We start from the raw sequence: 15,883 nt of genomic DNA on the forward strand, positions 1-15,883 counted from the left end.
GCTGTCCCGTGGCAGGTCCACTCTGGTTGAGGTTGCTGGCAAATGGCGCACAAACCGGCTAAAACATCGACAGCCCCGGCACGCGCAGCCACCAGGCCGCAATTGATGATCGGCGTCGTTTCCGCCATCATACCGGGCCGCAACGATGATATGACAGGAGCACAGGCATGCATGAGTGGGTCAAGACCGTCAACGACCTGGTATGGAGTCCCGCGCTCGTCTACCTGTGCCTCGCGACAGGCCTCTATTTTTCGGTACGGACCCGCTTCCTGCAGGTGCGCCATGCCGTGGAGATGGTCCGGCTGATGTTCGACGGCAAGAGTTCCGCCGCAGGCGTCAGCTCGTTCCAGGCGCTGGCGATGTCGCTATCGGGGCGCGTCGGTACCGGCAACATTGCCGGCGTGGCCACGGCCATTGCCTTTGGCGGCCCGGGTGCGGTGTTCTGGATGTGGACCGTGGCATTCCTCGGCGCCAGCACGGCCTTTATCGAATCGACGCTGGCGCAGATCTACAAGGAAAAGGTCGACGGACAGTATCGCGGCGGGCCGGCCTACTATATCGAGAAGGCCATGGGGCTGAAGTGGTATGCGTGGCTATTCGCGCTGGCGACAGTCATTGCCTGCGGTGTGCTCATGCCCGGTGTGCAGGCCAACAGCATCGCCGCTGCCATGCAGCAATCGTTTGCGATTCCGCCGGTCGTCACGGGGGCGGTTGTCGTGGCGCTGATGGGGCTGATCATCTTTGGCGGTGTCAAGCGGATCGCCGTGTTCGCGGAGTTCGCCGTGCCCTTCATGGCATGTGGTTACATCCTGATCGCTACGGTGATTATTGTCCTGCATATCGAGCAGCTACCGGCCGTGCTGGGCCTGATCCTGCGCAGCGCGTTCGGCCTGGATTCCGCCTTTGGCGCCGTCATCGGCATGGCAATCCAGTGGGGCGTGAAACGCGGGGTCTATTCCAATGAGGCGGGGCAGGGCACGGGCCCGCACCCTGCGGCTGCGGCGGAAGTATCGCATCCGGCCAAGCAGGGTCTGGTGCAGGCATTTTCCGTCTATGTCGATACCCTGTTCGTGTGCTCGGCGACCGCCTTCATGATCCTCATCACCGGCGCCTACAACGTCTTTGCTCCGAGCGGGCGCGCGCTGTTTACCGGCGCTCCCGATATCGCCGTGGGGCCTGCCTACACGCAGCAGGCCGTGGAGAGCGTGCTGCCAGGTTTCGGCGCAGCCTTTGTCGCCATCGCATTGTTCTTCTTCGCCTTTACCACCGTCATCGCCTACTACTACATCGCAGAAACCAATGTGGCGTATATCAATCGCAAGATGCATCGTCCGTGGGCGCTCTTCCTGCTCAAGGTGACGATCCTCGCGGCGACCTTCTATGGCTGCGTGCGCACGGCGGAACTGGCCTGGGCGCTCGGTGACATCGGTGTGGGCCTGATGGCGTGGCTCAATATCATTGCCATTCTCATCCTGCAGAAGCCGGCGCTGCTGGCCTTGCGCGACTACGAAGCCAGGCGGCGCGCCGGCGAGGATCCGGTATTCCATCCCGCCGGGCTGGGCATCCGCAACGCGACCTTCTGGGAAACCCGGGAGCCCGAATCCCGGCAGTGATCCACGCCGTCATTTCGATCCGCTACGCCCGGCCTTCGCGCCGGGCGTTTTCTTAAGTCCGTTCGCCCTATCCCAGAGGTGGTGGAACGATCCTCACCAAGTTGTTACATATCGAGGCATTCAAGGGGCGTGCATACCAGCCACGGGCTCCGGTCCATGGCCGGGCGGCTGCTCCTTGGCAGCCGGCCTGGCCGGCCCACCTGACCCGGTGCCGAGATGAGCGACGAAAAGACCGAGCAGCCCACACCCAAGAAATTGCGTGATGCACGCAAGAAGGGTGATGTCGCCTACAGCAAGGACTTCACGCAGACCGTCCTGATCGTCGCGACCTTCGGTTACCTGGTCATGGCTGGCGCCAGCATGATGGAATCGCTGTCGGACATGCTGCTGGCGCCCGAGCATCTGCTGGCCTTGCCGTTCCGCGAAGCACTGGGCGTGCTGACAGGTTACCTGCTGCGCGAGGCAGTCTGGTTCATGGTGCCATTCCTGCTGATCGTGATTGGCTTGGGCATTCTCAGCGATGGGCTGCAGGTCGGCGTCGTAATGGCCTTCGAGAAGATCAAGCCGAACGGCAAGAAGCTCGATGTGGTCGCCAACCTGAAGAACATCTTCTCGGCCAAGAACGTGATGGAGTTCGTCAAGTCGCTCCTGAAGATCCTCTTTCTGTCGGCCTTGCTCACGTTGCTGACGAAGGAGGCATTGCCGGGACTTGTGGCGATTCCGCAAGCCGGCGTACAGGGCATCGGTACCGGCATGGGCATCCTGATGAAGCTGATGTTCATCAACCTGGGGATTGCATACGTCCTGATCTCCGGCGCCGACCTGTTCTGGCAACGCTACCAGTATTTCAAGCAGTTGCGCATGACCAAGGATGAGGTCAAGCGTGAATACAAGGAAATGGAAGGCGACCCGCACATCAAGCAGAAGCGCCGCGACCTGCGCCGCGAACTGGCGGAGAACAGCAGCGAGGCACGCGCTGCCGCGGCGTCGGTGCTGGTGACCAACCCGACGCACATTGCCATTGCGCTGTACTACGAAAAAGACGTCACTCCGCTCCCTGTGGTGATGGCCAAGGCGGAAGGCCCGCTGGCCGAGCGCATGCGCGAAGCGGCGCGTGCGCATGGCGTGCCGATCATGCGCAATGTGCCGCTGGCGCGTGCGTTGATGGCTGGCGCACCGGTGGAACGGTTCATTCCTGGCGAGTTCATCGAGCCGGTGGTGGAGGTGTTGAAGTTGGTCAACCGCCTGCGTGCGGAGGGCGGGCCGCTGGAAGCGGAAATGTAGAAAAACCGTCGGGCGCGGTACGCCGGCCCGGAACTGGCATGGTGCCAGCAGGAGAAATACGATGTGGAAAAAATGGATCTCGGGCGCCAGTCTCATGTGGTGCGCCACGCTGGGGTTTGCAGCTCCCGCCGCACCATGGCCGGACGCGCCGTTCAGCTACTACGCGAACAACGCCCGGCTCGATAACGTGTTGCGGGAGTTCGCCGGCAATTTCAGCATGTCGGCACAGCTGACGCCGGCTGTAACCGGGATGGTGAACGGGCGCTTCAACACTGCGAGTCCGACGGAATTCATCAATCGCCTGAGCAGCATCTATGGATTCACGTGGTTCACCTACTCGGGCACCCTGTATGTGTCGAAGTCGACCGAGACCGTGACACGCGGCATCACCGCCGCCGGCAGCATCAGTGGTGCGCGCGAAGCGCTGACGAGCCTGGGCATCATCGATCCTCGCTTTGGCTGGGGCGAGATGCCCGACCAGGGTGTGGCGCTGGTGTCCGGCCCGCCAGCCTACGTCGATCTGATCGAGCGAACCATGAAGAGCCTGCCACTGGGCGGGTCGGGGCAGCAGGTCATGGTGTTCCGCCTGCGGCACGCCTCGGTTGACGACCGGACCATCATGTACCGCGACCGCGAGATTACCACCCCGGGTCTGGCGACCGTAATTCGCAATCTGTTCAACGGCGGCGACGGTCCGGTTGGCGTGACCAATACCACGCTGCGCGCACTGGCGGCGCCATTGCGGTCCGCCGCACCGCTCGTCGAGGATGCACCGGCCAATGGCGACACGAATACCGCTTCGGCGCCAGCGACGCCGCAACGCACAAGCCGCGGTCGCCAGGCGGGGCGGCCGACCATCCAGGCTGATTCACGCATCAACGCGCTGATCGTCCAGGATATCCCAGAGCGTTTGCCGATGTATGAGCGCCTGATCCGTGAACTCGATGTGCCGACCGCCCTGATCGAGATCGAGGCGCTGATCATCGACATCAACTCCGACAAGCTCAAGGAACTCGGTATCTCGTGGGGCGGGCGCATCGGCAAGGTGGCAGGCGGCTACGGCAACCTGAACAACAACGATTCGCAAGGTATCTCGATTGGCGCCGCTGTGTCGGGCGCCATCAATCCGACCACCTTGCTGGTCGATGCCGGCAACTACCTGATCTCGCGCATCCACGCTCTGGAAGGCGAGGGCGATGCGCATATCCAGTCCAGCCCGTCGATCCTCACCATTGACAACGTCGGCGCCTTGCTCGACCTCTCCGAAACCTTCTACATCCGTACGCTTGGCGAGCGCGTCGCCAGCGTGACCCCCGTCACTGCCGGGACGACGCTCAAGGTGACGCCGCGTTACCTGTCAGGTGAAAGCGGAACGCCGTCCGTCCAGCTCACGGTCGATATCGAGGATGGCCAGATCCAGGATCGCCAGGTTGACATGCTGCCGACTGTACGCCGCAGCGTGGTAAGCACACAAGCCATCGTCGGCGAGAATCAGACTTTGCTGATCGGCGGCTATAACACGCTCGCACGTACCGAGCGCGATGATGGCGTGCCCGGTCTTAAGAATATTCCTATTCTCGGGGCGCTATTCTCGACACGCAGTTCAAGCTTCCAGAAACGCGAGCGGCTGTTCATGATCAAGCCCAAGATCATCAGTTCGCCGACCATGGCATCTGCTGCCCCAGTCGTCGGCCCGGGAGATCCGCTGCCATCCGGTACCGAGCTCAAGCCAGAGTCGCGCGGCAAGGCGCCGGGCGGCAAATCTGCCCGTCCGGACAACCGGAAAATGCCGGCGGCCGCCCTGCCAGCTGCCGCCCCCGCGAGCGGCGTAGCGGCCGGCGCCACGACGGCACGTCCGGCACTGGGTCCGACCACGCTGACGTGGCATGAGGATATCCAGCGCAAGGCCAGTCCCCTGATCGAAGTTCCGCTGGCACCGGGAGAAGCTGGTGCCTCTGGAAGCACGACCCTGGCGGGCCGGGCTGGTACGGTCACCGGCCTGCAGTCCTCGACGGGGGCGCCGATCCGCATGGGTTCGGCCGAGCGCTAGATATTGGACACGCGTAGCCGGACGTCATGACATGGCTTGTGGTGACCACAAAGGACTGCGCTGGCTTCGCGGTTGCGTGTCAGGAGTCCGTAGCGTTCACCTAGTTAACCATGTGAACGCGATGCGATGGGCTGCAATGCCCGTCAGTGCAGGCGTGCGTGTTGTCGCGACGTCGAGCGGAGGTTGTGATCAGAACTGAGAGGTGTGCGGCTCAAGGGAAGAATCCAGCGCCACGCCGAGCCCTGTCACGAGGATTTAGCGAGAAGATCAAGAGACAAGGTCAAGACATGCGGAGTGGAGCGCGGGGGTATTGTCGCCGTATGAAGGGCGACAGGCATCGATGGATCTTGCATGCCTCGTGGGTTCCTGCATGCGAGGCGGTCATGATTGGTCAGCCCGTTAAGGTAACTAAGGTAATTCTTGAGGTGCTGTTTGTTTGATCTGGGTGATCTGGGGCAACTGCTCCGGTAGCCTGGAATCGCTGCCCAGGGCAACTGGATCAGCACTGTTTCAAGTGGTGCCGTCTTAAAACTCGAGCATCACGCCGCGCTCTTCCAGGCGGCTGCGCAGGGCGGCGCGGGCGCGCGACAGGCGGCTGCGCACGGTGCCGACAGGGATGGTCAGCAGGGCGGCGGCTTCCTCGTAGGTCAGCTCATCCACCGCCACCAGCACCAGGACATCGCGCATGCTCTGCGGCAGTTCGGCCATCGCAGCTTCGAGGTGCTGCACGTGTTGCGACTGCTCCAGCTTCTCGGCGGGGCCGGGCGACTCGGATGCCGTACCATCGAGTGCGCTTTCGTCGTCGAAGCCGAACCGGCGGTGCGGCGCGCGCGACAGGTGGTTGCGCACGAGATTCATGGCGATGCCGTATAGCCAGGTGGACAGCTCGGATTCTCCGCGGAACGACTGGAAGGAGCGCACGGCTTCGACAAAGGCCTGTTGCGTCAGGTCTTCCGCATCGGACGGGTTGCCGATGTTGCGGATAATGAAGCGGTAGAGACGGTTCTGATGGGTTTCGAGCAGGTTGCGGAACAGGATTTCGCGGTCACCGGCTGTCATGGGCGGTGCGCCCTGCTCGTCGACGACGTCCGTGGCGATGGTCTGAATCGCCTGACATGATGCGGTCTCGAAAGCGTTGTGCGGTTGCATGATCTCTTCCCCCTGCTGACATCGACTCATCCCGGCGAGATGTGTGACTGGATGGTAGCAGCGGGAAATTGGGGTGATTGTCAACAACTGTTTCTACAGATGTAAGACAACGTGAAGTCGGCAGTTACCCCGCAACGCTTGATCTGTCTCGGTTTGCGCGGGATGCTGCGGAGGCGGGCGCTTCACCCACGCTTGCGCATGATTCGACGGATAGGATCTTCTGTGGCAGAGTCCGTCGCGGGATCGCCGGCATGGTCCGCTTCATTTGCCGCAGCCTGATGCGTACCATCGAAGGGGGTACCGGTATCGGAGCATTGCGCCAAATCTCCGGAAACATGGCGAAGGGCCTGTTTCAGCCATTGCATGCCCTGCTCCATCGAGACCGGACTCTCGTGCCGCGCGGCAGCATCTTCAAACGACTGGTCGAGCAGTTGCTGCGCCGCATCGCATTGCGCCTGGGTGAGGGCGCTCGGCCGCAGCCCCAGCTCAATGCAGGCCTGCACGAAGGCGGGCGGCCGCAGCACCGGCGACAGCTGCATGCGCGTGAAGAAATCCATGCCCGACAGCACGGTCTGCGCCGTGCGTGCCATGTGTTCGGCGCGCTCCTGGACGCGTACGGGCAGCTCCTCGCCGGGTTCCGGCCGCAGGCAGATTTCCTTGCTGACTGCCCGGAAGATGGCGGCGCCATATTTTCGTCTCAGTGCTGCAGCGAACATATAGTGTGTATGGATACGTTGAAACGTTGCCGTCTCGGCCCGCGCACTGCCTGTTGCCTGCCCTCCGGCCTGCGACCGATGCTCGGTGGCAGCGCGGGTGGTTTCTTCCACATCTGGCTGCGGGCAGTCCTGCGGCGGCCAGGCAATGAAGCGAAGAAGGGGCGGAGGTTGTGGCACGTCGGAGTGTGGGAATGGTGATGGATGCCAGTGGGTAACGCGACAATCGTACCCGGTTCCGTGGGAATTTGAAGTTTTTTACATTGTGGAAATTTTCGGCGGGACCCGCTCGCTCGGCGACTTCCGCGTCTCCTAGGCGGCATGTTTCGCCACATGCCGATCGAGACGCACAGCCTTGGCGCTTTCTTCACGCATGGCGTTGTTCATGACCGCATCCGAGATTGATGACGCCGACGGCACGTGCGATGTCGAAAGCAATTGTATCGGAGGGGCGGTGATTAGAGCGTTGCCATCACTGCTCCCTCACCGATCATGGCTTGCGAACGCGCGTATCGGGCAGCAATGCCGTGGCAAAGCCCAGTAGTGGTAGGTAGGCGCACAGCTTGTAAACCCATACGATGCCGTTGGTGTCCGCCAGGTGGCCAAGTCCTGCTGCACCCAGTCCGCCAATCCCGAACATCAGGCCGAACATCAGGCCCGAGATCATACCGACGCGGCCCGGCAGGGCTTCCTGCGCATACACCACCAGGGCCGCAAATGCCGAGGACATCACCAGTCCCACCATGATGGCGAGCACCCCTGTCCAAAACAGGTCGACATGGGGGAGCAGGAGCGCGAACGGCGCGACGCCGAGGAACGATACCCACACCACTGCCTTGCGCCCGATGCGGTCGCCCACCGGTCCGCCCGCAAACGTACCTGCCGCCACGGCGCCGAGGAAGATGAACAGGTAGAACTGTGAGCTCTGCACGGAGACGTGGAAGCGTTCGATCAGGTAGAAGGTGAAGTAGTTGGTGAATGCCGCGATGTAGACGAACTTGGCGAACATCAGCACCGCGATGACCGCGAGGGCGCGGATGATCTGGCGGCGGCTCAGGCCTGAAACGGCGTGCTTGCCGCTGACCACCACCTGCGCCGGCGCGTGTTTCAGCCGCCAGTCGGTGACCCGCAGCAGCACCCAGATGGCCAGTGCGGCAACCAGCATGAACCATGCAATGGCTGGCTGCCCATGCGGCATGATGATGGCCGCGGCCATCAGCGGACCGATGGCCGAGCCGGTGTTGCCGCCAACCTGGAACATGGACTGCGCCGTCCCGAAGCGTCCGCCCGAGGCCAGCCGTGCAATGCGCGAGGCTTCCGGGTGAAAGGTGGACGAGCCGACGCCGATGAGGGCGGCCGCCACCAGCAGCGTTGAGAATTGCCCGGCGACGGACAGCAATCCGATACCGACCAGGGTGACCACCATGCCCATCGGCAGGAGATACGGCTTCGGGTGCTTGTCGGTGTAGAGGCCGATCCATGGCTGCAGCAGCGAGGCCGTGATCTGGAAGACCAGCGCGATCCAGCCGATCTCCGTGAAGCTCAGGGCAAACTCGGCCTTCAGCAGCGGGTAGCTTGATGAGACGAGGGCCTGGATCGTGTCGTTGAGCAAATGGGCGAAGGCGACCGCGCCCACGATACGGACCGCGAAACCCTGTGCGGGGCTGGGCGATGCCAGGGTTGGCGACGAAAGGCGTGGCGAGACGGGGGAGGTCGGGGAGGTCGGTAAGGCAGGCGAAGTATCGCCGAGAGCAGCTGCGTTGTCAGACATGATTTCTTCCGGAAAGGCGGCATGGTCCGGGGCACGATAAAAGCAGGACTTGCCGATTCGAGAGCCTCACTTTAAATTGATGGCAAGCGGCCCGCATTCATTGCCGGGCCCGTTTTTTTCGAATTTGGGCCGGGCCGGGGCGTTCATGCGAAATATCCAGGTTGAAGCATATGAGGGCGTGCCGCGCGATGTCGTGACGGTCGGCAACGACTACCCTGCCGGCTATGTCCTGCCCCGGCACAGCCACAAGCGCAGCCAGTGCCTGTACGCCAGCACCGGCGTGCTGACGGTCACCACCGATGAGGGCAGCTGGGTCGTGCCGCCACGGCGCGCGTCGTGGATTCCCGGCGGCATCGCGCATGAAGTGCGCATGGGCGGCCCAACCAGCACGCGCAGTGCCTACATCCATCCGGACGTCGCCATGGCGGTAGGGCTGCCGACGCGCTGCACGGTCATCAACGTCTCGCCGCTGCTGCATGAGTTGCTGTGCGCCGCCGTGGACGTGCCGGCGGAATACACCCTGGGCGGGCGCGACGATCATCTGATGCAGCTGATCGTCGAGGAGATCGCCGGGATGCCGGAGCTACCGCTGAATGCGCCGCTGCCGCATGACCCGCGATTGGCACGGTTGTGCCTCGCGCTGCTGCAGGCGCCGACGCTGGAGGCTGACATCGACGCGATGGCACAGCAGGCCGGCATGAGCCGTCGCAGCTTCACGCGCATGTTCCGTGCGCAGACCGGCATGAGTTTTGGCCACTGGCGCCAGCAGGCATGCCTGCTCGGGGCACTGACGCGGCTTGCGCAGGGGCAGTCGGTGACGCGCGTGGCGATGGAGCTCGGCTACAGCAGTCCCAGCGCGTTTACCGTAGCTTTCCGGCGCGCCCTCGGTGCCGCGCCCAGCGAATATCTGGCCTAGCCGGCACCCCTGAAGGGGCTGGTGGGCGGCCGTTTCGGTCAGGTGCGATCCTGGTGTGGAATCCAGTAAGCCAGCGCGCCCGCCGCGAGCAAGGCAATGCCTCCCGTGGTGGCGATGCCGGCTGCCAGCGACAGGCTGCCGGCCAGGAACGAGAGCAGGGCGGGGCCGAACGAGGAGCCGATGTCGGACAACAGGCGCCACACCCCAAGAAAATGCGCGCGCCCGTGCGAGGGTGAATGATCGGCGCCGAGCGTCATGATCATGCCCGAGCCGATGCCATTGCCGAAACCGATAGCCAGCGCCGCGATCAGCAGCGTGGTGAACCCCTGGGTGAACGGCATCAGGATGAGCGCCGTACCCATGATGAGCATCGACGGCACGGCCACCCACCGTCGCCCCTTGTGGTCCATGATCTTGCCGGCGGGGTAGAAGACGAGCATGTCGATGCCGCCGGACAGTCCATAGATCAGCGAAGCGAGCGCGGGCGCCAGCGCGAGGTGTTCGGCCCATAGTGGAATGACGGCCTGGCGCGAGGCGCGCACTGCGGCGACAAGCACCACGCCAATACCAAGTGTCAGGAACACGCGTCGGTGATCGCGTAGCGTGGAGAGTGTCGTGACGGATGCTGGTGCCACGTGGCCCGCCGGCAGCGGCGCGGCCTTCAGGTCCGGCAGGCGTGCGCCGATGGCCGCGGCTGCGAGTGCCGCGACGATGCCGATGGCATAGGCGGCATCCAGCCCATAGGCATGGACGCCGGCGGCCGCCAGGAACGGGCCAATGAACATGCCGATGCGCATCACGCCGCCCAGCGTCGACATGGCTCGGGCGCGGTAGGCAATCGGCACCGCTTCGGCCATGTAGCTCTGCCGCGCCAGGTAATAGACCGCCTGCGACATGCCCACCATGAGGCAGCCGATGGAAAACAGCCGCAGGTCCGACGTCCACAGGCACAGTGCCATGCCCATGGCGCTCCAGATGCCCGCCGCGACGATGGCCCAGCGCTCGCCCCAGCGGATGGTGATTAGCGAGGCGGGGATGTTGTTGAGTAGCGAGCCGAGGCTGATCAGGCCGACGATCAGCGCCGCGATGGGGACCGATGCGCCGAGATCGCGCGCCGTCAGCGGAATGATCGGCAGGATGGCGCCTTCGCCGACGCCGAAGAGCAGGCTGGGGCCAAAGGCCTGGACGGCAATCTTGCGAAATGAAAATTCGGAGGAGGCTGGAAGATCAGACGGAGAGGACATTCTGAACAACGGGGGCGAAGGGCAATGCCGCGAGGGGCAGATGAAAAGAAGGCCGGCAGCGAGGCCGGTGGCGCGCGGGAACGAGGCAGCCAGGAATCGTCGCGGATGCCGGCCGGATCGAACACGATACAAAGAAGGCGATACAGAAGCGGCACCGGGATGCCAGGCATCCATGCCCGACGTCATCGGTGCAGGTCCTGATCAGGGTAGGGGCGGGTCCATGAGGCCGATATCAGTCGTGTGCGTATGCGCTGCCAGGATCGCCACCGGGTGGGTGGCAGACGGACAACGCGCACGGTCAGACAAGGGCCATGGGTGGATCGCAGCGCGCTGCGATCAGCCGCTGTCGCGGCGTTGCTGGCGAAAAAATGAGGTTCCACTTTACATGATGCGCGCCAGCTCTGCTTGCGGCGGTTGCGTTGGCAATGCGTGGAACGTGGGATCGTTCCCGGCCGGGGTGCGGTGTATTCCAGGGGGAGAGCGGGTGATCCGCGCCTGCATCCGTGGGGGCGGATTACCTTTGGATAACGGCACCGCAAAAAAGCCCGGTCGGATAGACGGGGCTTGTTGCGCGTGCGGGACGGCACAGGAAGATCGTTGAGGCGTGGCCAATATGGACGACTGTCTATCAAACGATCGCATTGCGCAAAAGAAAAAAGGCCCACAAATTTCTTGTGGGCCTTGTATTCCGTGGCTCCCCGAGCAGGGCTCGAACCTGCGACCTGCGGATTAACAGTCCGTAGGTTTCATGTTGGTGCGCGTTGAATGCAATGCTTAATCTGGAAAAAAATGATTAAAAACAATACATTGATCAAATTTGAGTATGCGTGAGTGTAGTTAGAAATTTCTCGGTGTTGAGATAAAATGCCTACACAGCGCCTACATGATAGCGCGGCTAGGAGTAGTTTTGGCCCATCGAGAAAATTTCACAACTGAACGCGTTGCATCCTATGCATGCCCACCGGGCAAACAACAAGTGTTCTTTTGGGATGCGAAGTTATCTGGCTTTGGCCTGCGAGTAACGGCGGGCGGTGCACGCACTTATATATTTGAGGCACGCCTGCACGGAAAGACGATGCGGATCACAATCGGGCGAGCAGCTGCCTGGTCGATTTCCAAGGCCCGTGAACGCGCGACAGAATTACGACGCCTGGTTGACCAAGGGGTCGACCCTCGTGAGCGTGAGGCCGAACAACGTGCCGCTCATGAGGCCTACAAAGCAGAAGCCCGGCGTCAGGACGTAGTATTTTCCGAGGCATGGAATGCGTATCTTGCGGCGCGTAAATCGCGCTGGAGCGAGCGCCACTATCAAGATCATGTGGATCATGCAGACGCAGGTGGGCGTCCCAGGAAGCGTGGTAAAGGAGTGACGGTAGCTGGTCCGTTAGCGGTATTCCGTCCACTGAAGCTGTCAGAGCTAACTGGTGAGCGGATCGCGCAATGGCTTGAAGTCGAGGCAAATCAACGCTCAACGATGACGGCATTGTCGTTCCGCTTGCTGCGCGGGTTTGTCCGGTGGGCGGATGACATGCCCGAATATAGGGGCATTATTCCCGCTGACTCGTACAAGTCACGTCAAGTTAAAGATTCCATACCTCGTACGAATGCGAAAGAAGGGGATAGCCTTCAGCGCGAACAACTGGCGGCATGGTTTGCCCATGTCCGAAAGCTTACCAATCCGGTGATATCTGCATATCTTCAGGCGTTATTGATTACCGGGGCGCGCCGTGAGGAACTAGCGGAGTTGCGTTGGAGTGATGTGGATTTTCAATGGCGCAGCTTGTCTATCGCCGACAAGGTGGAGCAGGAAAGCGGTAGAGCGATCCCACTGCCTCCTTATCTTGCTGCGTTGCTGAAGGCACTACCTCGTCACAATGAGTGGGTTTTCTCGAGCCTGTCATCGAAAAGCGGACACATAGAGGAACCTCGTATTGCACATGATCGAGCGCTTCGTGCCGCAGGGCTTCCACACCTGACGCTACATGGTTTGCGCCGTTCGTTCGGCACGTTGGCGGAATGGTGCGAAGTACCAGTTGGTATCGTGGCACAGATCCAGGGTCACAAGCCGAGCGCAATTGCAGAGAAGCATTATCGTCGTCGTCCTTTGGATCTGCTGCGTATGTGGCACGATAAGATTGAGATTTGGATGCTCGGGCAGGCTGGCATCGAGTTCCAGTCAGAGCAGGAGTCGCCAGGGTTGAGGATGATCGCTTCGGCCTAAATGAATGCCGTCAGTTCTTCTGGTCGAGTGATGGTTCTAGGAGAAAATCTATGCTTTTGACGGATTGAGCATGGTTGCCCATGACGCAAGAAAATTACGATAGCAATGGCATAAAATAACTCTCCATCATGCAGGCATCCTTGTATCAAATTTGATATCAAGGTGCCTGCATTGCTGTGTATGGGAGAGGCTTTGACATGATGATCCTGGCGACGTGGAATACTCTCGACGAGGTGGCGGCGTATCTTCTCGACCGTACTGGGGAACCCTGGACGCCGCGTTCGATAACAGCGTTGCAGCGGCGATTAAAACGCATGGGCTTTGTGGGCAAGAATGCTAGGTCGTAGTCGGTTTCATTGCCGCTAAGGTGTCGCCAAGACCGCTAACGTACCGCTAAGGTCAGCAAGCAACCGCGAAGCGCGGACATGGATAAATTTCTCATCACCTCAACTCTCCGCGATATGCGGTCATGGTGATCAAATGCAATCCATATCCCTTTCTCCTGTGTTGGCCGGGTTCCTGCAAGCAGGCCGGGACCTGTTGACCAATAACGAGGCCGCGGCCATCCTCGCCATGAAGCCGCAGTCGCTTCGTCGTTGGGCTTGCTATGAATGTGGCCCAATTCAGCCGATCCGCATTGGTGGCCGTTTGCGCTGGCGTATTTCGGATATCGAGCGCCTTCTGAATGGGGAGATCTGAACGATGGCTCCTCCGAGTACGAGCGAAGAAGCATTGGCTGTATTGCTGGGCCATAGTAGTCTGCACGAGACACTCACGACAATCGAGACGGCGCCTGTGTTGACGCGTCTCCTGGCTGGTCTCGACATTAATCATCATGGTGTATCGAACGGGACGAAAGTACACATTCAGGATTACATTCCATCTCCATTTCTCCTTGGGGATGACGGAATCAGTCGTGAAAAAGACGATAACGTGCCCGAGCAAATCTGCGGGCCGCTGGTGATTCAACGCTTGACGCGTGGTGCGACGGGATATGAGTTCGGACTGTTGATTACCGGCATCACCTTGGATGACAGGGTGATTTCACTCAGTATTCCTGCCGTGCGACTGCATGGTGATCCGGCAGAGTTGGCGCGCATGCTTGCAGACCGTGGTATCCGTGTCGTACCTGGTAGAGAAAAGCAGCTCGTCAGCTACCTGGATGCGGCGCGGTCATTGGCACGCCGGCGGGGATGGTTGACAGCCCAACTCCGTTTGGGATGGGCTGAGGGTGATCGTGCTGCTTTCGTATTTCCGGAACGGGTCGTTGGCGAGCAGGATAGTGTGTTCCAGCCGGAGCGGGCCAATCGGATGAGCGAGTCCTGCAAGGTGTCCGGAACCTTGGAAGAATGGCAGCGTCGGATCGCTGTACCGGCTAGCGAGGACTTGCTCGCCATGTTTGCTATTTGTGCCAGCTTCGTTGCCCCGCTGCTTCGTCCGGCCAATAGTGATAGCTTCGGGTTCAACCTATATGGATTGACGAGCCGTGGCAAGACGACCTTGCTGCAGCTGATTGCAAGTGTATGGGGGCATGGAGGGGATCCCGGCGCCGACGGGAACGCATTCTGTCGTCGCTGGAACGCCACCGGAAATGCGCTGGAAAGCCTGGCGGAAGAGCACAATGATTTGGTGCTGCCGCTTGATGAATTGGGGACCTTCCGCAATCCAGCTGAACTTGGTCGGGCAATCTATAACCTCGCAGGCGGGCGTGGGGCAGAACGCCTGAAGTCGGACAGTCAGCGCCGCACCCCTCGTAAATGGCGGACTCTGATTTTTTCATCTGGCGAAATTTCGCTGGTAGAGCTGATGCAACAAAACGGGCAACATCAAAAAGGCGGGCAGGCGGTACGCATTTTTGATATTCCCTTGCCTCCGTCTGGATTGTTTGCCGGACAGCCGTTGGTCAGCCAAAAAATCCGTGACATGAAGCAGGCTGCCTCGGAATACTATGGCGTTGCGGGTCGAGCCTTTGTTGATTGGTTTGTTGAGAGGTTTGTTGACCACCACGAAGCGGGCGAAGCTATTCGCGCCAAGCTTGTATCCAATGCATGTTTTGTTGAGGGTGACTCCCCGGAGATCATGCGGGCCGCCCAGCGGTTTGTGTTGGTTGGGGTCGCGGGTGAAATGGCTGCAGAAGCAGGGGTCTTGCCTTATACGCCGCAAGAAATTTGGGCAGCTGTTCGTGAGGTGTGGAAAAAATGGCGCGCGACGATTCCGGACGTTGATGATGGGAGGCGAGCAATTCGTGCGATCGGCGAGTTTATTGCCACTCATCCCGGCCAATTCCCATTGGCGACGGAGATGGATCGACTGCCTCAGAAAGTGGCCGGGTACTACAAAGACGCTGAGGGCCTTTACCTGTTCACCGAAACTGGCTTGTCTGATGCCTTGGGTGATATTTCCAAGACCGCAGCCTTGACTGCGCTGGAAGACGCGGGGCTCCTGTACAAAAATGACAGTAAGCGGAAGAAAAGCAAGCACTTTGTTCGTGCTTTGGGTACGAACAGCCGTACATATTTTTACGCAATTCGGGCGGCGGCCGTCGATGTTATCCAGAAAGGCGGTGGTCCCAGTGCCCCGAATGGAATTTTCGATGCGGGACAGGATGATAGTGAAAGCGCATTGGGCTCCGCCTCACATGTCCCGCGTGTCTCAGGGGAAATGGATGATGATCCCTTTTGATGGGCATCTGAGTCATTGTCGGACTCTATATCAAGCTCGAATGCGCGAAATTTAATTCAAGTTTCGTGATGAAATCTTCACGAGTAAACCTAGTTGAGGAGGTCAGATGCTGCGCAGAGCGTGCTGTAATCGAGCGCAGCATCCAGGAAATGCTGAGACCCCAAATGAGTTCTCGTTGATACCCAAATGAACTTGTTAAGCAATGTGAATCTTGCCGGTCACGGTAGACAGTCGTCTGGG

The 15,883-nt window shown here is 60.8% G+C and carries 11 protein-coding genes; 7 read left to right on the forward strand and 4 right to left on the reverse strand.

The features are described 5' to 3' along the window. The first annotated feature begins 167 nt into the window (after positions 1-167). The 3 genes from ACQ3C8_RS04140 (at position 168) to sctC (ending at position 4,947) form a co-directional block, all read left to right on the forward strand. A complete protein-coding gene (locus ACQ3C8_RS04140; RefSeq protein ID WP_428852557.1) occupies positions 168-1,613 on the forward strand; it encodes an alanine/glycine:cation symporter family protein in 1,446 nt (481 codons plus the stop codon). Between the two features lie 216 nt (positions 1,614-1,829). Further along, entirely contained in the window at positions 1,830-2,897 is a 1,068-nt protein-coding gene (sctU, locus tag ACQ3C8_RS04145; protein WP_428852558.1) for a type III secretion system export apparatus subunit SctU, read from the forward strand. A gap of 61 nt (positions 2,898-2,958) precedes the next feature. Then, positions 2,959-4,947, forward strand: coding sequence for a type III secretion system outer membrane ring subunit SctC (sctC, locus tag ACQ3C8_RS04150; protein ID WP_428852559.1), 1,989 nt, complete (start codon positions 2,959-2,961; stop codon positions 4,945-4,947). 525 nt (positions 4,948-5,472) lie between these two features. Here the strand turns inward: sctC and ACQ3C8_RS04155 are convergent. The 3 genes from ACQ3C8_RS04155 to ACQ3C8_RS04165 all read right to left on the reverse strand — a co-directional run bounded on the left by ACQ3C8_RS04155 (position 5,473) and on the right by ACQ3C8_RS04165 (position 8,580). After that, entirely contained in the window at positions 5,473-6,096 is a 624-nt protein-coding gene (locus ACQ3C8_RS04155; protein WP_428852560.1) for an RNA polymerase sigma factor, read from the reverse strand. 182 nt (positions 6,097-6,278) lie between these two features. Continuing rightward, positions 6,279-6,653, reverse strand: coding sequence for a hypothetical protein (locus tag ACQ3C8_RS04160; RefSeq protein WP_428852561.1), 375 nt, complete (start codon positions 6,651-6,653; stop codon positions 6,279-6,281). 646 nt (positions 6,654-7,299) lie between these two features. Continuing rightward, positions 7,300-8,580: an MFS transporter gene (locus ACQ3C8_RS04165; protein ID WP_428852562.1), complete on the reverse strand. Its 1,281-nt coding sequence runs from the start codon at positions 8,578-8,580 to the stop codon at positions 7,300-7,302. Positions 8,581-8,725: 145 nt separating this feature from the next. On the opposite strand from ACQ3C8_RS04165, the gene ACQ3C8_RS04170 reads away from it, so the two are divergent. Then, complete coding sequence (locus ACQ3C8_RS04170) at positions 8,726-9,496, forward strand: AraC family transcriptional regulator (protein WP_428852563.1); 771 nt, start codon at positions 8,726-8,728, stop codon at positions 9,494-9,496. A 38-nt stretch (positions 9,497-9,534) separates the two neighbouring features. Here ACQ3C8_RS04170 and ACQ3C8_RS04175 read toward each other — a convergent pair whose 3' ends face one another. Next, positions 9,535-10,740 (reverse strand): MFS transporter, encoded by a 1,206-nt coding sequence (locus ACQ3C8_RS04175; RefSeq protein WP_428852564.1) that lies wholly within the window; start codon positions 10,738-10,740, stop codon positions 9,535-9,537. Positions 10,741-11,647: 907 nt separating this feature from the next. Here ACQ3C8_RS04175 and ACQ3C8_RS04180 point away from each other — a divergent pair. The 3 genes from ACQ3C8_RS04180 to ACQ3C8_RS04190 all read left to right on the forward strand — a co-directional run bounded on the left by ACQ3C8_RS04180 (position 11,648) and on the right by ACQ3C8_RS04190 (position 15,643). Then, positions 11,648-12,961 carry a tyrosine-type recombinase/integrase gene (locus tag ACQ3C8_RS04180; RefSeq protein ID WP_428852565.1) on the forward strand — a complete coding sequence of 438 codons (1,314 nt, stop codon included), beginning with the start codon at positions 11,648-11,650 and terminating at the stop codon, positions 12,959-12,961. A 480-nt stretch (positions 12,962-13,441) separates the two neighbouring features. Then, positions 13,442-13,660 carry a helix-turn-helix domain-containing protein gene (locus tag ACQ3C8_RS04185; protein WP_428852566.1) on the forward strand — a complete coding sequence of 73 codons (219 nt, stop codon included), beginning with the start codon at positions 13,442-13,444 and terminating at the stop codon, positions 13,658-13,660. A 96-nt stretch (positions 13,661-13,756) separates the two neighbouring features. Beyond that, a complete protein-coding gene (locus tag ACQ3C8_RS04190; RefSeq protein WP_428852567.1) occupies positions 13,757-15,643 on the forward strand; it encodes a DUF927 domain-containing protein in 1,887 nt (628 codons plus the stop codon). The last annotated feature ends 240 nt before the right edge of the window (positions 15,644-15,883 follow it).

Source organism: Imbroritus primus, assembly GCF_964332355.1.
In the GTDB taxonomy this organism is placed as follows: Bacteria; Pseudomonadota; Gammaproteobacteria; order Burkholderiales; family Burkholderiaceae; genus Imbroritus; species Imbroritus primus.

Excerpts from the sequence above, each read along its gene's own strand:
- ACQ3C8_RS04140 (WP_428852557.1), top strand. The coding sequence starts at position 168 with ATGCATGAGTGGGTCAAGACCGTCAACGACCTGGTATGGAGTCCCGCG.
- sctU (WP_428852558.1), top strand. The coding sequence starts at position 1,830 with ATGAGCGACGAAAAGACCGAGCAGCCCACACCCAAGAAATTGCGTGAT.
- sctC (WP_428852559.1), top strand. The coding sequence starts at position 2,959 with ATGTGGAAAAAATGGATCTCGGGCGCCAGTCTCATGTGGTGCGCCACG.
- ACQ3C8_RS04155 (WP_428852560.1), bottom strand. The coding sequence starts at position 6,096 with ATGCAACCGCACAACGCTTTCGAGACCGCATCATGTCAGGCGATTCAG.
- ACQ3C8_RS04160 (WP_428852561.1), bottom strand. The coding sequence starts at position 6,653 with ATGGATTTCTTCACGCGCATGCAGCTGTCGCCGGTGCTGCGGCCGCCC.
- ACQ3C8_RS04165 (WP_428852562.1), bottom strand. The coding sequence starts at position 8,580 with ATGTCTGACAACGCAGCTGCTCTCGGCGATACTTCGCCTGCCTTACCG.
- ACQ3C8_RS04170 (WP_428852563.1), top strand. The coding sequence starts at position 8,726 with ATGCGAAATATCCAGGTTGAAGCATATGAGGGCGTGCCGCGCGATGTC.
- ACQ3C8_RS04175 (WP_428852564.1), bottom strand. The coding sequence starts at position 10,740 with ATGTCCTCTCCGTCTGATCTTCCAGCCTCCTCCGAATTTTCATTTCGC.
- ACQ3C8_RS04185 (WP_428852566.1), top strand. The coding sequence starts at position 13,442 with ATGCAATCCATATCCCTTTCTCCTGTGTTGGCCGGGTTCCTGCAAGCA.